The organism is Desulfatibacillum aliphaticivorans DSM 15576 (genome assembly GCF_000429905.1).
GTDB lineage: Bacteria > Desulfobacterota > Desulfobacteria > Desulfobacterales > Desulfatibacillaceae > Desulfatibacillum > Desulfatibacillum aliphaticivorans.
In genome coordinates this window covers 155,710-173,392 of sequence record NZ_AUCT01000007.1, presented here as the reverse complement: position 1 = coordinate 173,392, position 17,683 = coordinate 155,710, and the positions used below count along the sequence as shown (strand labels likewise).

At 53.3% G+C, this 17,683-nt stretch carries 19 protein-coding genes; 11 read left to right on the top strand and 8 right to left on the bottom strand.

Going from position 1 to position 17,683, the window contains the following annotated elements; translation table 11 throughout:
* Positions 1-407: 407 nt before the first annotated feature.
* Together G491_RS0108195 and G491_RS0108190 are read right to left on the bottom strand one after the other, a co-directional pair.
* Positions 408-1,997 (bottom strand): class I adenylate-forming enzyme family protein, encoded by a 1,590-nt coding sequence (locus G491_RS0108195; RefSeq protein WP_028314251.1) that lies wholly within the window; start codon positions 1,995-1,997, stop codon positions 408-410.
* Positions 1,998-2,204: 207 nt separating this feature from the next.
* Entirely contained in the window at positions 2,205-2,831 is a 627-nt protein-coding gene (locus G491_RS0108190; protein ID WP_028314250.1) for a TetR/AcrR family transcriptional regulator, read from the bottom strand.
* Between the two features lie 298 nt (positions 2,832-3,129).
* Between G491_RS0108190 and G491_RS0108185 the strand changes: the two genes are divergently transcribed.
* The 4 genes from G491_RS0108185 to G491_RS0108170 all read left to right on the top strand — a co-directional run bounded on the left by G491_RS0108185 (position 3,130) and on the right by G491_RS0108170 (position 7,943).
* The gene (locus G491_RS0108185) at positions 3,130-4,326 is read left to right on the top strand and encodes a hypothetical protein (RefSeq protein ID WP_028314249.1); all 1,197 of its coding nucleotides are present in this window, start codon (positions 3,130-3,132) and stop codon (positions 4,324-4,326) included.
* A 161-nt stretch (positions 4,327-4,487) separates the two neighbouring features.
* Positions 4,488-5,057 (top strand): TetR/AcrR family transcriptional regulator, encoded by a 570-nt coding sequence (locus G491_RS0108180; RefSeq protein ID WP_028314248.1) that lies wholly within the window; start codon positions 4,488-4,490, stop codon positions 5,055-5,057.
* Positions 5,058-5,082: 25 nt separating this feature from the next.
* Positions 5,083-6,417: an NAD(P)/FAD-dependent oxidoreductase gene (locus G491_RS0108175; RefSeq protein ID WP_028314247.1), complete on the top strand. Its 1,335-nt coding sequence runs from the start codon at positions 5,083-5,085 to the stop codon at positions 6,415-6,417.
* 83 nt (positions 6,418-6,500) lie between these two features.
* On the top strand, positions 6,501-7,943 hold the full coding sequence (locus G491_RS0108170) for an amidase (RefSeq protein ID WP_028314246.1): 1,443 nt from the start codon (positions 6,501-6,503) through the stop codon (positions 7,941-7,943).
* An 85-nt stretch (positions 7,944-8,028) separates the two neighbouring features.
* Here G491_RS0108170 and G491_RS0108165 read toward each other — a convergent pair whose 3' ends face one another.
* Positions 8,029-8,469, bottom strand: a complete 441-nt coding sequence (locus G491_RS0108165; RefSeq protein WP_012609876.1) for a hypothetical protein — start codon at positions 8,467-8,469, stop codon at positions 8,029-8,031.
* Positions 8,470-8,655: 186 nt separating this feature from the next.
* Here G491_RS0108165 and G491_RS29965 point away from each other — a divergent pair, with 186 nt between their 5' ends.
* Positions 8,656-8,877, top strand: coding sequence for a 2TM domain-containing protein (locus G491_RS29965; RefSeq protein WP_012609877.1), 222 nt, complete (start codon positions 8,656-8,658; stop codon positions 8,875-8,877).
* 231 nt (positions 8,878-9,108) lie between these two features.
* Here the strand turns inward: G491_RS29965 and G491_RS0108150 are convergent, their stop codons facing one another.
* Positions 9,109-9,408 (bottom strand): hypothetical protein, encoded by a 300-nt coding sequence (locus G491_RS0108150; protein ID WP_012609878.1) that lies wholly within the window; start codon positions 9,406-9,408, stop codon positions 9,109-9,111.
* A gap of 272 nt (positions 9,409-9,680) precedes the next feature.
* On the opposite strand from G491_RS0108150, the gene G491_RS0108145 reads away from it, so the two are divergent.
* From G491_RS0108145 to G491_RS29960, 4 genes are all read left to right on the top strand, one after another.
* Positions 9,681-10,418, top strand: a complete 738-nt coding sequence (locus tag G491_RS0108145) for a hypothetical protein (RefSeq protein WP_028314245.1) — start codon at positions 9,681-9,683, stop codon at positions 10,416-10,418.
* A 12-nt stretch (positions 10,419-10,430) separates the two neighbouring features.
* The gene (locus G491_RS0108140; RefSeq protein ID WP_012609880.1) at positions 10,431-11,837 is read left to right on the top strand and encodes a sigma-54-dependent transcriptional regulator; all 1,407 of its coding nucleotides are present in this window, start codon (positions 10,431-10,433) and stop codon (positions 11,835-11,837) included.
* Positions 11,838-11,901: 64 nt separating this feature from the next.
* Entirely contained in the window at positions 11,902-12,267 is a 366-nt protein-coding gene (locus G491_RS0108135; RefSeq protein ID WP_028314244.1) for a helix-turn-helix domain-containing protein, read from the top strand.
* Positions 12,268-12,275: 8 nt separating this feature from the next.
* A complete protein-coding gene (locus tag G491_RS29960; RefSeq protein WP_157468112.1) occupies positions 12,276-13,184 on the top strand; it encodes a hypothetical protein in 909 nt (302 codons plus the stop codon).
* Between the two features lie 14 nt (positions 13,185-13,198).
* Here G491_RS29960 and G491_RS0108125 read toward each other — a convergent pair whose 3' ends face one another.
* Complete coding sequence (locus tag G491_RS0108125; RefSeq protein ID WP_028314243.1) at positions 13,199-13,441, bottom strand: hypothetical protein; 243 nt, start codon at positions 13,439-13,441, stop codon at positions 13,199-13,201.
* Between the two features lie 26 nt (positions 13,442-13,467).
* On the opposite strand from G491_RS0108125, the gene G491_RS29955 reads away from it, so the two are divergent.
* Positions 13,468-14,133, top strand: coding sequence for a thermonuclease family protein (locus tag G491_RS29955; RefSeq protein WP_051327121.1), 666 nt, complete (start codon positions 13,468-13,470; stop codon positions 14,131-14,133).
* Between the two features lie 15 nt (positions 14,134-14,148).
* On the opposite strand, the gene G491_RS0108115 is transcribed toward G491_RS29955, so the two are convergent.
* Together G491_RS0108115 and G491_RS0108110 are read right to left on the bottom strand one after the other, a co-directional pair.
* Positions 14,149-15,633: a DNA integrity scanning protein DisA nucleotide-binding domain protein gene (locus tag G491_RS0108115; RefSeq protein WP_028314242.1), complete on the bottom strand. Its 1,485-nt coding sequence runs from the start codon at positions 15,631-15,633 to the stop codon at positions 14,149-14,151.
* Entirely contained in the window at positions 15,623-15,892 is a 270-nt protein-coding gene (locus tag G491_RS0108110; protein ID WP_028314241.1) for a hypothetical protein, read from the bottom strand. The genes G491_RS0108115 and G491_RS0108110 overlap by 11 nt, the downstream gene beginning before the upstream one ends.
* Before the next feature lie 108 nt (positions 15,893-16,000).
* Between G491_RS0108110 and G491_RS0108105 the strand changes: the two genes are divergently transcribed.
* A complete protein-coding gene (locus G491_RS0108105; protein ID WP_028314240.1) occupies positions 16,001-17,239 on the top strand; it encodes a DUF4388 domain-containing protein in 1,239 nt (412 codons plus the stop codon).
* Between the two features lie 59 nt (positions 17,240-17,298).
* On the opposite strand, the gene G491_RS0108100 is transcribed toward G491_RS0108105, so the two are convergent.
* Entirely contained in the window at positions 17,299-17,574 is a 276-nt protein-coding gene (locus tag G491_RS0108100; RefSeq protein WP_028314239.1) for a hypothetical protein, read from the bottom strand.
* Between the last annotated feature and the right edge of the window lie 109 nt (positions 17,575-17,683).

The window sequence follows — 17,683 nt, the reverse complement described above, 5'->3', positions numbered from 1 at the left end:
AGGGCGGCCCCGGCACAGCAGTATCCTGCCGGGGTTGCGCCAGCAACAAAAGGGGCGGCCTGGGATGCTTGTCTAAACGGATAACATCCGGCGGCCGAAAGGTGTTTGTCGAGGCTGTCTTTTTGTAGGTTTTGGAAAAGATATGCCGTTCGTCCAAAATAGATGGAATTTCAATTTCTCCCAAGTCGTTCCTTTTGTCCTATCGGACCCATGCAAAAAACCGCCTTGCCTGGGCCACCCTGTGCTGAGGCGCCCCAGGCCATCATGCAGCAACAGGCCCTTGCGTCTGCTCTTTTATTGGCGCCTTCGTCCATAGCTTTCATTCTTTTATGAAAACAAATGATTGCTGGGGCCGGGCGCCCCACACCAAAGGCGCCCGGCCGAACAAAGCAGAACGGGTTCGTAGCTTAAATCACCGAATCCCGGCCTTCCCAGTACTTCTTACGCATTTGGGCTTTCAGGGCCTTGCCGATCATGGATCTGGGCACCTGATCGATGAACTCCACGCTCTTGGGCGTTTTGAATCCGGCCATGTTTTCCTTGCAATAGGCGATGAGGTCTTCCTCTGAGATTTCCGAGCCCTGTGCCTTGACTACCAGAGCCTTGACCGCCTCGCCCCATTTATCGTCGGGAACCCCGATGACGGCCACGTCGGCCACGGCTTCGTGGGCCATGAGCACGTTTTCGATCTCCACGGGATACACGTTCATGCCTCCGGTGATAATCATGTCGTTCTTACGGTCCACGATGTAAAAATCGCCGTCCTCGCCCTGGCGGCAGATGTCGCCGACGGTTCCCCATTCATGATCCAGGAACGCCTCTTTGGTGGCTTCGGGCTTGTTCAGATAGCCTTCCCACATGCTGTAGCCTCGGCCGTAGAGCACGCCAGGTTCGTTGACGGCCGCCCGGTTTCCGTTTTCGTCGAACACAGCCAGTTCCAGGTCAAAGACCGGCCTGCCCACGCAGCCTTCGCCCGCCGGGCCGTTTTCGTAGGTATAGCGGGAGATGAACCCGAACTCCGAGGCGCCCAGCCAGTTGGAAACCTTGGCCTGGGTAAAGCTGTCGATCATCTTTTTTGCGGTGGCGTTATGCAAAGGAGCGCCGCAAGACACCACGTGGCGCACCGAAGATACGTCGCTGGCGCCAAGGATGTCCGCCGGCGTGCTCAGCATCCACTCGTACATGATGGGCACCATGAAAATCCAAGTGGCCTTGACCCGTTCAATCTCGGGAAAAATCTGGTCCGGGATGAAAGCCGGCAGAATGGCCAATGTCCCGGCGCTCATCATGGTGGAAAAGGTGTATCCCATGCTGGCCGCCGCATACATGGGCGCCGCCGCCAGATACACGTCGTCAGGGGTAAGGCCCAATTCGTGGATCACTGCATTGGCCATGTGATAGTCGCTTTTATAGGTCCGGGCCGCGGCCTTGGGCTTGCCCGTGGTGCCGGAGGTGTACATGAGCAAATGCACGTCGCCGGGATCGGTTTCCACGCCGGGTTCTTCCGCAGGGGCTTGCGCCAAGAGGGATTTATAATCGAATACGCCCTCCAGAGCGCCGTCTTCCACCATGATGACGTGCTCCAGAGACGGAACCTGATCCTTGACGGACAGCACCGTCTCCAGTTCCGCTGCGCTTTTCAAGATGACGGCCCGGGCGCCGCAGTCGTTCAACTGATACGCCACTTCCGGCGCGGTCAGCCGGAAGTTGCAGGCCGTGGCCACGCATGCGGCCTTGTTAATGCCCAGGACCACTTCCGGGTATTCCCGGCAATTGGGCAGCAGAATCAAAACCCGGTCATGCCTGTTCAAGCCCAACTCAAGAAGGGCGTGGCCAAGCCGGTTGCTGTTTTCCCAGACATCGGTCCAGGTCATCGTCTGATCCCCGCATATAACCGCCGTCTTGTTGGGGTATTTGGCGACGTTCATGCGGATGGTGCTGATGTAATCGTCCGCAAAGCTCTTTTTTCCCGGTATTCTTCCAAAATCAAAGGACATAATTGAGGCCTCCTCCCTGCCTTGAAAAGTGAGTCAGAATTCTTTTTGAAATGTTTCACAGACTACGGTCTGTGAAAATGACACAACTCATTGTTCCTGGCAAGAAAGAATTGTTCTGCAGCCAAAACCGCAAGCGTTTTTCATGCAAACAGGCAGTTTGCAGGGCGCCTGCACGGGATTACGGTGTTATAAATTTTTCAGGGGCGGTCAGCAGCTCTTCCAGATGCCGTCCAGAATGGCGCCCACGGTCTTTTGCATGAAGGAGACGATGTTGTAGCTGCCTCGCAGAAGACACCAGTCGTAAATCACTCCGCGGGCGGTGAGGAGTATGATTGCTGTGAGTTCGTCCGGGGGCAGGGGAGAGGCGATTTCCCCGTTTTCCAGGCTTTGGGTGATGAAGGTTCTAATTTGTTTATAAAAGGGCCTTTCCGGGGATACAAAAAAATCCGTGCCCTTTTCCAACTGGCTTCGATAAATTTGGCGGCAAAAGCTGTGGCCCCGGGACATTGCCGTGGTCGCCATGAACTCCGCGACCCACAGGATGCCTTCCTTGGCAGGCAAAGGCTGGGGCGCGCTGTCCATGGAGTTGACGAAATGCCCGTCGATAAGCCGGTAGGTCTCCACGACCAAGTCGTCTTTGGATGGAAAATGGTGGTAGAACCCCCCTTTGGCCACCCCGGCCGCCTTGCAGATTTCATCCACCGTCACATTATCGAATCCTTTTTCCGCAATGAGTTGGGATGCGGTTTCGTAAATGCGCCGATGGGTAATCATGGCTTGTTCCTGCCGTTTTGTCAGTTTGTTGGGGTCTTTAGCCACATTTTCCTCAATCATAAAAAGGTTTCGTCCTTGGGACTTCGGCGCACAGGCCGCCTTTTATCCCTGCGTTCCAAATAATAACCTTGTCAATGGCGTCGTGCCTCCAGACTAATTCTCCGCTTCCAAAAAATCAAGAAAAGAGGAGGCTGAAACATGATTTTTCCCGTTTGATTTGTTGATGAGGCGAGAATTCTTTACAGATGGCGAGTTATTTGATATCGATATTTCTACATGCGGAAAATTTTATCCCGGCGGATGAAGATTTTCGGGCCTTGCATCCTTCCCAAACCAGACGACATCAGGAACTCTTCTTATGTGCATGGATCATGGCGACTCCCTTTGTTCCAACCCTCAACTTCCCGTGGAAATGGAGGAAAAGCTGCCTGCCGTCTTGCGTGAGCTAGGTCATTTGGCGGCCCACGTAAAAGATCTAAGGTTGTCGGCCAATCCTGAACCCTTGCCGACTCAATTGGATCATGTTCGGAAAAACCATGTGATTCTTAATGTGCTCAAGGCGGCGTTGACGGAGGATCGCCCGGGCCTCAAGCGTCCCGTGGCCCAGCGCATGGCAAGCAGGATAGGGGATTACTTTTTATGGAATCGGGCCACGTCCATGCCAGTGATTCACGAACTGGGCGCCTTAAGCGCATGGTGGACCGACCAGGCGCCCCTGGAAATCATCCACAAGGTGCGGGATATCGCCCTGGATTTCATCCTGAACGGGCGGGTCATGCCTATTCAGGAAGTGTGGAAGGATTTGCTGGAGGCGGACCTGGTTTATATGGGGCATTGCGTCTGCAGAAGCTCCGGGATAGCCAATGATTTTAAAGACTCCAAGGGGCGTATTTACACCCTTACTTCAACCAAGGAAAGCCAAAGGCTTTTAAACAGGCTGGTCAACAGGTACGAACACCTTGTGCGAATGCATGGCCGCGCCCCGAACACGGACGACAAGTACAGGCAACTGTTCGAGCGTTTGATCGCCTATCGAAAGGCCGGCGATTCCCGCTACTCCATCCATACCCTCCTGGAGGAAACCTATCCGGCGTGGGAGTTTTTGCCCGTCCTGAAAAAATTCACCCAGTCCTGGATTCGAGGCATGCATAAAAACCGCAAAGCCCATCAAATCCACAAAACCCTGGCCGTGGAAATGGCCAACATTTTCTTTCTTGCCAGGGGCAACATGTTCACCTCCATGAAAATTATCGACACCCCCTACACCATTTGCTCCTGCCCCTCTCCGGACACAGGGGGAGGGTGCACTCTCACCAACTGGTATTACCATGGGCTTTCCAACACCTCTCTCATTCCGGGCAAAGATCCTTCCGCCCGCCGCAGGGACAAAGAGGGCGCCGTCCTGCCTTGCAACCAGTTCCCGGGCAGAGCCCACAGGGAGTGCATGGGCTGCGGATGCAAACACGGCTCTTCCAATCCCCGGTCCGTGGGCGCCGTCCTTAGGCAAGCGGACATTCTCCTTAAAGAACACGGCCTTTCCATTTACAAATCGTAGGTCGGGTTACGAAGTCCGGCAATAGCGCTTCATACGCGCAAAAACGCAGTTGGACTTCAAACCCGACAAATATTGTTCTTTGAATTTTTTTCTTGACGGGATGCGCCCGGCTGTTTTATTTGTTTGGTCAACCAACCAAATAATACTGGAAAAGAAATATCATGGGACGAAAAAGCAACGCAGCCGCCAAACGGATTGAAATCGTGGAGGCCCTTTATGAATGCTTATCTCAAAAAGGGCATGAGACCGTCACCATCAAGGAAATCGCCGTTCAGGCGGGCGTGGCGCCGGGCGCCATCCATTATTATTTCAAATCCAAAGACGAAATCGTGGCCTGCCTTATGGAGTATTTGGCTGAAAAGTACCAGTCCTTGTTTTCCGGGGAATTCTCAAAAATTCAAGGATTAGAGGATTTCGGCGAGCGTTTCGCAGATTTTTTATGCGAGGAGTTCATCTTCAACGTTCCCTTGAATCGGGTTTTTTACAACCTGGTTCAGATGGGGTTTGAAAGCGTGGTGGTGCAAAAGCCTTTGCAGCAAATGATGAGCGTGTATCGGGAGCAATCCCTGGTCCGCTTTGGCGGCCCAGATTACGCCTTTGACGAAAAAGGCTATCTGCTGGTGGCCGTGGTGGAGGGGTTGGCCCTTCAGTGGGTGATAGAACCGGCGCCCAACGAAAAGGAAGGCATTCGCAAAATAGTTCGTTCGCTCATGGATCAACTGGACGGATAATCAAAGAAATAAAGGAGGGGAGGTTATGAAAAAGGAAGATTTTCGCACCAAAAGTTATTGGCTTTCGTCTCGGGAGTACGCCCCCGGCCGCTCCTTGTCCGGCGACATCAAGGTGGATGTCGCTATTGTGGGCGGAGGGTTTACGGGCTTGTCCACGGCGCTGCATTTGAAAAAGGCCGAGCCTGACCTGCGCGTAGCCATTTTGGAGTCTCAGGTGATTGGCTTTGGCGCCAGCGGCAGGAACGGAGGATTCAACATGACCCTGTTCGGCCTGACCATGGGCCTCACCGCGTTGCGTTTTGGGAAATCCAAGGCCAGGGAGGCGCACCTTTACATGGAGCAGGCTGTGGATCTTTTGAAGGACCTGGTTGCGGAGCACTCCATTGACTGCGACTATGAGCATCCCGGATTTTTACGCGCAGCCACGTCCCAGGCGTACAAAAAGCGAATCATGCATGAAGTGGAACTGGCCCATTCCCTGGGTTTGGAGGGCATTGAATGGATTGACCGGGACGCGGTCCGGGAACAGGTGAACAGCCCCATGTATCTTGGCGCCTGGTCCGAGCCGCGATGCGGGATACTGAATCCCGCCAAACTGGCCTGGGGGGAAAAGGACGTGGTGGAAAGCCTGGGCGTGGAGGTGTATGAAAACACCCCGGTCCTGGGGCTTGAACGCACTGCCGGAGGAGCGGTCCTCAAGACGCAAAACGGCTCCGTCTCGGCGGACAAAGTGGTTTTGGCCACCAATGCATGGTCCCACCTTGTTCCCCAGATCAAATGGAAGCAAGCTCCTGTGTGGACCTACATCGTCCTTACCGAACCTCTGTCCCGGGAACAGATGGAGCCCATTGGCTGGAAGAATCGCCAGGGAATCGAAGACGCCAGAAACATGGTGCATTATTACAGGCTTACGGCGGACAACCGGCTTCTTATGGGAGGCCGGGACATAGGCCTGACTTACGGCGCGGACATGGACAACGACTTGAATCCAGGCATATTCGCGGGCCTGGAAGCAGACGTTAAGAAAACATTTCCCTCTTTGGAGAAAGTAAATTTTACTCACCGCTGGGGAGGCCCGGTATCCATAACCGTGGACATGGCGCCCGCCATCGGGTATGTTGGGGATCAGCGCATTGTCTACAGCCTTGGCTGCATGGGCCATGGGGTCAGCCTGACCCATTTGAACGGCGCCACAGCCGCTGATCTAATCCTGGAGAAAAAGACCGACCTGACCGACTTTTTTTTCGTCAATCGAAGGACCATACCCTGGCCGCCCGAACCCATTCGTTTGGCTGCAGCCAAGGCCATTTTGGCCGGCATGAAGTTTCAGGATCGTTTTACGGATCAAAAACGGCTTTAACAGCTTTGTTTTCTGCAGACCAAGCCGGCGGAGCCCGGACAATGCGCGGCCTGTTAAACCCCCTCACCCGATAGGAGATCGACATGCCCCATCTTAAGGAAATCGCATTTATGGACGCAATGGCCCAGGCCGAATTGATCAGGAAAAAGGAAGTCACCCCCCTGGAGTTGGTGGACGCCGCCATTGACCGCATTGAAAGATTAAATCCCCAGCTTAATGCGGTAATCACGCCCATGTACGAACAGGCCCGGGAGGAGGCCAAGGGCGAATTGCCCCAAGGCCCATTCACCGGCGTGCCTTTTTTGCTCAAAGACATAGGGGCCATGGCCAAGGATGCGCCCATGGCTTTGGGCAACAGGGTTTTAAAAGGCGTTTTCAAGCCGGATCATGACAGCGAATTGACGGTGCGCCTGCGCAAGGCCGGCTTTATTATAGTAGGCAAGACAAACACCCCGGAGTTCGGCGCGCTGCCCACCACCGAGCCCCTGGCCTTCGGCCCGACCCATAATCCCTGGGATTTGGAACGCACTCCCGGCGGGTCTTCAGGAGGCGCGGCCGCGGCCGTGGCTTCCCGCATGATCGCCGCGGCCCATGGCAACGACGGGGGCGGATCCATCCGCATTCCGGCTTCGTGCTGCGGCGTGTTCGGGCTCAAGCCCACCCGCGCCAGAAACCCGGCGGGGCCCGATTTCGGCGACATGCTTTCGGGCCTCATCGCCGAGCACGCCCTGACCATGTCCGTGCGGGACAGCGCAGCCATCCTGGACGCCACCTCCGGGCCTGACATCGGCGATCCTTACTGGGCGCCGCCCAACGCCCGGCCTTTTTTGGAGGAACTAGGGGCTAATCCCGGCAAACTCCGCATCGCCGTGGACATAACCACTCATTTGGAAGAAGATCCGCATCCGGACTGCATTAAGGCGGTCGAGCACACCATCAATTTGTGCCGGGAGTTGGGCCACGAAGTTAAGGAAGCCTCGGTGGAATCCACAATCAAGCCCCTGGATTTGCTCAGGGCTTTTGACACCTTGTGGACATCCAATGCAGCCAACACCGTGGGAGCCATTGCCGGCATGGCCAAGATCGAACCTTCCACGGAGTTTTTCGAGCCCCTCACCATGGCTATGTATGAAATGGGGAAAAAGCAGTCCGCCTCGGACTATATGCGGGCCGTCACGCTCATCCAGCGCTTCTCCCGCGAAATGGCCCGCTTTTTTATGGGTTGCGACGTACTCTTGACCCCCACTCTGGGCGAGCCTCCCGTTAAATTGGGAGAGTTTGACGCTTCGGGCGAAAATCCCATGGAGGCCTGGAAACGCATGGGCAGGTTCACGCCCTATACGGCCAAGTTCAACGCTACGGGCCAGCCGGCCATGTCGATTCCTCTGTATTGGAACGGGCAAAATTTACCCATCGGCTCCCATTTTGTGGGCCGGTTCGGAGACGAAGCCACGCTGTTCAGGCTGGCCGCCCAATTGGAAAAGGCCTGTCCTTGGGCGGATCGCCTGCCGCCTGTGTGCGCGTGATTTTTTGAGGGATTCTGTAAAACAACTTGCCGGGTCCGGCCAAAATGCCGCTGAAAAGCCGCAGATAGGCCGGGCCCGGAAAAAATTAGCAGGTGCCCATGGGATCCATGGAGTCCAGACGGTAAGCGGACTCGTTTGCAGTGCTGAGGCTGTCGATTCTCCTCTTTTTCCGCAATTCCACCATGTGGGTGATCTTGGAAATCAATATCCAGCGCAGCATAAGTCCTATGGCGTATTCCTGGCTTTCATCCATTTTCTTCAATTTCAGCCGTTCAATGATCTCATCGATGGCGGGCGCTACTTTCTGATAAATCTCCTCCTGGACCGGAGAGAGTTCGCCTTTTTCCTGGCCTCCCCAAACGGCTGGCACAATAAACCCGTTGGGTTCAAAGCATAGGCGTCCCTGGTGGGCGTTGAATACGTCCATGACAAGATTGTCAATCTTGTTGGCCACCACGCGTCCCAGATGGGTGATATCTTGTGTAGGTTGGGGATTCTCCTTAAACAGCTTCTTAAAAAAATCCATGTTGCTTCCCCTTCATTCTGGCGAAAGAGCCTTTCGTTACAGTTAAAACTGTATATCTGCGGTTGCAATATCCCTGCCAAGTATCCTATACTGTCTTGGCGCGGTTCTGGTTTGCTCTGCTTATCCTATCGGCAGGTAGGCGCAAAAAGTTTATCCCTATGACAAGAAAGGCTCTCCAAAGCTATCATGGACTACGAAGGAAAATTCGCCCTGGCGGAAAAGAACGTGCAGGCAAAAATGAGCTTTTACAAACACCTGACTTTTTTTTGCGTGGGGAACGGCGTTTTGGCGGGGGGGGATTTTTTAACCACTCCTGGGTTAATTTGGTTCCACTGGCCCTTGTTGGTCTGGACTCTCATACTGGGCGTTCATGGTAAAAAGGCTGCAGGCAAGAAAGAAAAGCAGTGATTTTTTCGTTATTACCAATAAGACAGAACGGTAGTTAATTGAAACAGGTTTTGGGGAGGAAAGTGGTCCTGGCCTACAGGATTTTTTGTGTTTGCGACCCCGTTGAAACTGCGCGTCAGCCGGAAATTGGAAGATTTGACAAAAAGGAGTCCCCAGCCGTTTTAACGGTTGAAAACGCAATTTTTCAGCCGGGATTAAGACAAAGCGTCAATCCCTGAACTCAAATTAATCTCATACTCTTAATGGATTAATTGCCATCTCTTCGGCAAACTCCTTGATTTCGCCGTCCCGGAATTTTCTGGTCTTTGCAAAGCGCTTGCACCAAGCCAGAATTTTGGTGGACTTTTCCCAATAATTGTTGGGATAGGGAAAAATCTTCCGGTAATGGATGTTTTTCTGTAAGGCTCCATTGCGTTTGGCTTCCACATAAACGGGTTCGTCCTTATAATAAGGCCAAACCACCATGTCCGCTCCCTTTCCTTCCAAAAGGAACCTCCAATCGCCGTTTGTAACAACTACCAATTCTTCCATAGAACTCTCTTTTCGAATTTATTGTTTCTTAGACGGTGTTCTTCACCGGCTGTGCACCTACGTTCCGCGCCACTATTCTTATCGGTTCGTCCGGCGAAATATTGAGGCGTATTTAAGTCTTGCATGATGGTTATAAGCCTGATATTTTGCTTATAAGTTACCAAGACTGTTCCAAATAACGCAAATTAACAGAACTTGCTGTTTATAACGCCCCATAGTGTTGCATATTGTAACGTAATAAGAGCTTCACTGCGTGAAAGATCAGGCCCTCATTGCAAAAGGATTTTGAATACTCCGTAAGCCGAAAGGATGCGTTTTTCGCTGACCTCAAAGGGGAGCAGGAATTCCGCAGCGCTTTGACGGCTTTGATAGATTCTCCCGTCCGAATCATATACACGTTCAACCGGTCCACGGTGATCTCCATCAGGACGGACGCCAAGGGGATTAAAGCGCTTCGACTACAACACGCCTTCCGGGCGGCCGATTTTAAGACCATGGAGGCCCTGGCTTTTTTCGTCGATGGCAAAGAATTCGATAATAAAATTATTGATAACTTTTTATCAAAAAAACAAGATCTTGTAAAGTTTTTTTCCCGGCCTCGCGCGGAAATGCAGTCGATTGTTTACAAAGGTAAATTTAAAGACCTCGAAAAGGCGCTAAAAAAGGTGACAGCCGACTACGATATCCCCTTGAAAGGCATCAGGATTGCCTGGTCCAAGCCCGGGAAAATCCAAGGCAAACGCCGATCCATACGATTCGGCAGTTTTTCCGCTCAAAGAAGTTTGATAAGAATTCATCCTTCTCTTGACAGTCCTGAAATACCGGACTATTTTGTGGAATTCGTAGTGTACCATGAATTGCTGCATGCTCTTTTTCCTCCGAAGCTGGCAAAAAACGGAGGAAGAAGACGCGTCCATACACCGGAATTCAGAGCCATGGAACGGAAGTTCAGGGAGTATCGGCAGGCCGTGGAATTCGAAAGAAGGTTCATCAGCAAGCATTTGGGCTAAGGGGGGGAAACATTGGCGAATATCCTGATTATCGACGACGATGAAGCCTTGTGTGACATTCTGTCCCGGCGCGTCAAGCAGATGGGGCACGATCACACTTGCGCCTACACCCTGAAAGACGGATACGAAAAAGCGGCTTCGGGGAGCTACGATGTAGTGTTTTTGGACGTAGGCCTGCCTGACGGCAACGGCCTGGACGCCCTGCCCAGGATCCGGGGCCTGGACAATTGCCCGGAAGTCATCATCTTCACCGGGCAGGGCGACCCGGACGGCGCCGAACTGGCCATCAAGTCCGGCGCGTGGGACTATATTGCAAAGCCGCCTTCCCTAAAGGAAATCGTGCTGCCCCTGTCCCGGGCTCTCCAATACAGGGAAGAGAAAAAGCGCAGTTCCTCCAAGGTTCTTATCAAGACCGAAGGCATCGTGGGAAACAGCACCCAGTTGCAAAACGCCTTGAACCTTCTGGCCCAGGCGGCCAGCAGCGATGCAACCACGCTCCTGACCGGCGAGACCGGCACAGGCAAGGAGTTGTTCGCCACGGCCATTCACGCCAACAGCGACCGGGCCGGCAAGGACTTCGTGGTGGTGGACTGCGCGGCTTTGCCTGACACGCTGGTGGAAAGCGTTTTGTTCGGCCACGAAAAAGGGGCGTTCACCGGCGCGGACAAGGCCCATCCCGGCCTGGTGAAGCTGGCTGACGGCGGCACTTTGTTCCTGGACGAAGTGGGCGAATTGCCCTTGTCCTTGCAAAAGCCCTTTTTAAGGGTGTTGCAGGAGCGCAGGTTTCGCCCCGTGGGCAGCCAAAAGGAAGTGACCAGCAACTTTCGCCTGGTGGCTGCAACCAACCGGAACCTGGAGGAGCTCGCCGAAGCCAAACTCTTTCGCCAGGACCTCCTGTACCGCTTGAAAACCCTGACCATCGACCTGCCGCCTTTGCGCAGCCGGGTTCAGGACATCAAGGACCTCACCATATTTTATATGGGCAAGCTCTGCGAAAAATACGGCAAGGGCGCCAAGGGATACTCCCCGGAGTTCCTGGAAGCCCTGGCCGCCTATGAATGGCCCGGCAACGTGCGTGAATTGATCAACGCTCTGGAGCGGACCCTCATCGCCTCGGCCGAAGAGCCCACGTTATTCCCCAATCATCTGCCCACCCACATCAGGGTGAAGCTGGCGCGGGAGTCCTTGCGTCAAAGCACGGCCGGCAAGACCAAAAGTTTCCAGGGGGAAAACCCCCAGGAACTGCCGTCCCTCAAGGATTACAGGGAAGCCGTGGTCTCCGAGGCGGAAGCCAAATATCTGGAAGACCTCATGCTCCTGACCAATCGGGACATCAGGGCCGCCTGCAAGATTTCCGGCCTGTCCCGGTCAAGGCTGTATCACCTGCTGCAAAAACACGGAATCAAGGGGTCCCGTTGACGTCAGGCCAAAAGGCCAAGCCCCAAAACGTGTTGGATTTTAATCATTCCGGAAGATTTTTTTCATGATTTCCAAGGAAAATGTTTTTGGAGAGTTTGTCCGGGAAAAACGCCTTGCTCTTCACCAAGAGGACAAGAATTATTCCCTGCGAAAAGTCGCCATGCGCATTCAGGTGGAGCCTTCCTACCTGAGTAAGGTGGAAAGAGGAGAACAGCCCCCTCCGTCTGAAGCCAAAATTGTGCTTTTGGCCGAGGACCTGGGGGAGGATAAAGACGTACTGCTGGCTTTATCCGGTAAAGTTTCTTCGGACATTCAAGAGGTTATCCGTAAACGACCGGCATTGTTCGCCCAGTTGATCCGGGACCTGAAAGACATGCCGGATAACGCCGTCCTCAGAATTATCAGGGAGGTGCGCGACGGCAATTGGTAGAAGGGAGTATGACCATGATCGAGCTCATGAACGATTCCCTATGCTTTTCGTTTCCTCAGGTTCATCCCTGCGCTAAACTGGGAATTTCTTTTATCCGCACCCTGCGAATTCCCGACGACGGCGCCGCCTATCCCAACCCTCCCCGATTGGGCGCCTTTCCCATGGTCCACGTGGACGACTACGAAAGCTCCGTGCCCGCCCAATGGCTGGAATGGGGCGGCGTCATGCTTCCCATGTATCAGTCCGAAGCCCTTTTGGTGCAGTTTGATCCCGGCAAAACAAGGTACCCTTTCGCCGTCAAACTGGCGGCCGGCAAAATCAACGCTCTCACGGGCGATGCATGGACCAACGATTTGACGCCGCATCCCCAGGACTACGCGGTTTCCCCCCCTCAGGAGGAAATCAGCGGCTATTGCGTGGGCAGGGGCGTGGTGAGGCAATTCATCGCCATGCCTTTGGGCCTGGGAAGCACCGCCGAAGAACAATTGGCCGGCAATCCTAAGTACGGCGGCGTCCAGGTTTGCGCTTATCCCATGAAAGCGGAAGCGTTCGAGCGCTTTTCAAAAAGCCCCGATGAGTTTGAAGTGATGACCGGGGTCAACGAGGAGCAGGCGCCCTTTCATGCAAAAATGGGCCTTGGCCTGGGCGGATTATTGGGCCAGAACGTCAAGCTGGATCCCTTTGGCTATGACGTCTGGGATCGCCAAAATAGGAGCCGCTGCTTCGTCCACTTGACGGATTCCGCCTTGTGGACCGCCATCACCGGCCAGGATCCCCCGGTTGCGCCCCCAAGGGCCATGCATTACAATCTGGCCGGCCTCCCGTATCATGAAGAAATTTATGCGCCCACGCCAGTCCACGAAGGCTCCCGGATTCTGGAAAAATTGCGCACCATTGAGACTCAGGCCGGGGATTAGCCCTTCAGGTCGTTTTATTTGAATTTTCCCCAATGGGGCTTGTCGTCGGACTCTTGCTCTGCAGATTTGGCGCGACGCCTGTCCTTGGCCCGGATTTTGTCGTCATCAACAGCATCCAGCTTGACGCGAAACAAAATCACCCAGGCCAAAGCCGCACAGACGGGAATCCAGACAGGGTAGGGGAAGAACATCCGGCAAAACCAGATCATGGCGGCGCTGCATATTATCTTGACTATTAAAAACAATGTGTTGTTCATGCGCCGCTGACGTCCTTGAGGGTGCAATGAAGGCTTTCTCCGCCCCCATTCGTATTAAAAGGATTCTGGCTCTTTCGGCCGTAGCTTTATGCCTGTGGAGCCTTACCGCTTTTGGCGGACGGGAATTCGTCCGCGTGGAACGCGTCCTGGATGGAGACACGATCATCCTGGCTGACGGCCGCCACGTCCGCTATATTGGAATCAACGCTCCTGAAATCGCCCATGACCACTATCCCGCCGAACCCTTGGGCGATCAGGCCCTGGCGTGCAACCGTGCGTTGGTGCAGGGCGAAAAAGTGCGGTTGGAAACGGACCTGGACCGTAAGGACCGGTATAACAGGCTCCTCGCCTATGTATATCTTAAGGACGGCGTGTTTGTGAACAGGGAAATCATCAGCCAGGGGATGGCCTATTGTTTGTATCGGTCCCCCAATGAAAAACATTTCGCAGCGTTGTTAATGGCCCAGCGCAAGGCCATGCAAACGCAAAAAGGCCTTTGGGCCGGTCTTCACCCCATAAATCAGCCATATTTGGGCAATTCCCGATCAAGGCGCTTTCATCTGCCCCAATGCAAGTCGGCCGCCAAAACCAATCCCAAAAACCGCAGGGACTTTGATTCCATGTGGTCCGCATTTTACGAAGGCTACGCCCCTTGCAAACGCTGTTTGGGGGATTGGCAATCCAGGAAATAAAAAGGTTATCCTATATCAGTCCTTTTTGTTTTCTATCCAGCGCATGAGGGTGGGGGGCGTGCTCATGCAGCTTGAAACCGGCTTCCAGTAGCAATGGGCGGTCAATTCCACGCCGGATTGCAAAATGGAGACCGGCCGGTCCGAACTGACAACAATCACAATCAGGTCGTCGTACATGGCCGTAAACCTGAGGGCGGAATTAAAACGGGCGCCCCTGGCACGGTCTTCGCCGGGGATGGCCCTGCCGTCCAGAATGCATGCAAAGCTCCGTAAAGTCCGGTCCGGCCTGATGTGCAGGGCGCCGTCCACCTTGGAGAGATTCATGGCCAGCGCCAGATAATCGTCCCGGGAGATGTCCAGGGGCTTGTCCAGTTTTTGCCCTGCAATATCAATGGGCTGCTGGCTAAGGTCTATGACCAGGGTGCATCCGTGTTTGTGGTCTTCTGCATGATGCACGATTTCCTTGATGGTCTTCAGCAGTTCACTGGATTGGGTGGGGCTTAAGGAGTACTCCAGCAATATTTCCTCCACCTGCACCAAATTGGCCCTTCTGGAGGAGGAGTGGAACCTGCCGTCGAAAAAACTGCACAGCGCTTCTCCGTCAAAGGACACAAAGCCGTGGGGCCCTGCAAAATCGGCGACAATGGAGTGGGGCGGCATCTCGCCTGAACCGATTCCCGCAATCAGAGACCCGTCGGAAACCAGAAAGTGGTCCGACGACTCTTCCACCGCCTGCATGAGCTTGCGTACGTGCTTGAAGTTGCGCAGGCTGGGGCGCTCCAGTTCGGGGAATAAAACCAGATCCTGGATGTTCTGTATATGGGCCTTCAGGACAAAAGCCAGCTTTCCTCTGGGCCAGAAGCCTTCTTCCATCGTCTTGGAAATATTCAATATCGCGTCTAAAATAGGGTATACCCGCATTTGGATGTCCCATCCCACCCGCATATTCAGTTCGTCCACCAGGCAATCGCGCACGGCGTGGGTGGCGTACTCCCGCAAAATGTAATCGGACATGGAGGAGTAAAACTCGCTGCACGTGGCCAGGTCGTGGGAAAGCAGCCACGTGGCGTGCTCCAGCCAACGTCTTGTGGGGCCGGGGTTGCAAATGTCCGGGTGATGCTCGGTGAACCACATTTGATAATAGGCGGATTGGGACATGCCGCCGAAGGAGATCAATCCGGTCAGGCCCAGGTCCTGGGCCGGGAGCACAGGGTCGAAGAGTTTCAGCGCCTGCACTCTTTCTTCGTCCTGCTTCCAGTCGCACGAATCCAGGTAGATTTTTTTTAAAAGGATTTCGTGGCCGTCCAACAGGTTTTGGGGGTCGTAAATGCGCAGAGGCTCCCCCGGGCTCACAGCATAGATAAGAGCTATTCTGCTTACGCCGGAAAAATGGGAGAGGCCGTCCGCCAATCCGTCCGCAATATGGAATATGCTAAGATTTTCGGTATGCTGCTTGGAGCCTTGACCTCTATGATTTTCCGGATAATGATTATTTTGCATTTTGTATAAGTTCCAGGGCCCTTTCCGCCACGGCGTCATCAGCCAGGCTTTCCATGGCCCGCACCAGATCCTTGGGGGCTTTTTGCAAGCGCATGTTATCTGTGATGGAATTCAATGCGGATTTTCGATTAAAATCATCCATGGACAATATGGCCGAAATTTGTTTCCGGAAGTCCGGATCCTGACGGGCGATTTGCATCAGCGCGACGAAAGTTTCGTTTTCCGAAACAGGCTTTTTTTTCCCAAACAAAAACGGCATAATTAAAATCCTGGGCCTTCCTTTGAAAAATATGATATATGCACACAAAATATTTGTATATTATTTAATGCCTGCGTGTTCCTGTCAATATTCTTTGTGGAGTGAAATATGGCTCTAAACGGCAATCTCGATAGTTTCTTTTTCGCCAGCCTGTTGCAGCACCTGGCCCGGGAGAAACTTACGGGCGTCCTGCGCATTGTGGACGGCCAGGAAGAAGCCCGGGTTTTTGTCAAAGAGGGAACCATCATTTACGCCGTCGGCTCCCACAAGGAAGCACGCCTCGGCCATCTGCTCCGCTCCCAGGGGATAATCAGCGTGCAGGAGCTTCAAAAGTGCGCCGAGACCGCCAAAGAGGAGAAAAAACTCCTGGGCAAGGTGCTGGTGGAAAAGGGCTATATCTCCTCGGATACATTCAAAAAATTCATCGAAAAGCAAATCAGGGAAATTCTGTATAACCTGTTCTTCTGGAAAAAGGGAGAGTTTCATTTTAAGGAAACCCCTTTAAAGCTGGAAGAAGACGTGGTGGTCAATTTAAACACCATTGATGTGATCCTGGAAGCCTCCCGCCGCATTGACGAACTGGACATCATACGCAAACAGCTTCCCGATGAGGATGCTGTCCTGAAGATTTCCGATAAAAGCCCGGATAAAAAAGAAATCAAGCTGGATTCCAACGAGTGGCACATTTTGTCCCTGATCGACGGCAAAAAAAATGTGGGTCAAATCGTCCAGCAAAGCGGCTTTGAAACCTATCCTGTTTACAAACTTTTGTTTTCGCTCCTGTCCTCCGGGCTGATCCGCAAGGTGGAGACCGTGGGGCTTACCGGCAAAAACAGGATTTCCGATCAATCCGGCCTGATCATCGTCCATAACGACGTGCTTGGCGTTGTATACAAGGCCCTGCATACCGAGTTAGGCGCCCAGGCGAATTCGGTTTTCGACAATTCCAAGTCAAAGCTCAGCGCCAAAAAGCGCATTATTTTTCATAAGTTCAGCCCAACCAATCCGGCCATTACCAACGTGCAGGTCGTACGCGAAGGCCTGGAATCCCTCAAGCTGGGCGACCAATCCAAGGCTACGGAGTTTTTGTTGGAAGCCTTGAACGACTACCTGACTTTCGTCCTGGAAAGCACACGAAGCCAGATCGGCGCTTCTTTGACGCAGGACGCCATTGCAGAGGCGCAAAGGGTGTTGTCTTACGTGGATAAATATCACGAAGATTCCGACGAAAAGGATTACGTGGTCTCCCAAATTCAGGAAGTGCTGGCCGAGGCCATTGAAAAGGTCGGGGCCGGAGATAAAGATAAGAAATCAGGCGGGTTGTTTGGCCGGTTCAAAAAAAAATAAAAAAACGGTCTTTCGCCCCGCCGGCGAAAGACCGTGGATGTTCTCCATGTTGTCCGAGCTTAATCGCTTCCTATCCGAATGCCCCCAAAGGCCAGAAAAGCCAATGCCGCAGCTCGTAAAATCACCTGCACCGCAAACAAGACGTTGTCGGGAAACAAGCCGGTAAGCACCTGGGCGTAATCCGAACAGAAAAGCAGCAGCGTGGTTATGAGGATCAGGTTGATCATCTCGCCCACTTTTCCCCCGGCGTATTTTGTTCTGGCTTTGTTAAAGGCGACGAGAATCAACAAATAAATAATCAAAAAGAACAGATACACAACAGTCTGTGCAGACATGTTTCCCTCCGGTCGTTTATATTTACTGGAAACAAGTGGACGTTAAGCGCTTACTGGAATATTATTTCCATACCATTTTCAATGGAAAGAGGCAAAATTTTTTGCTGGT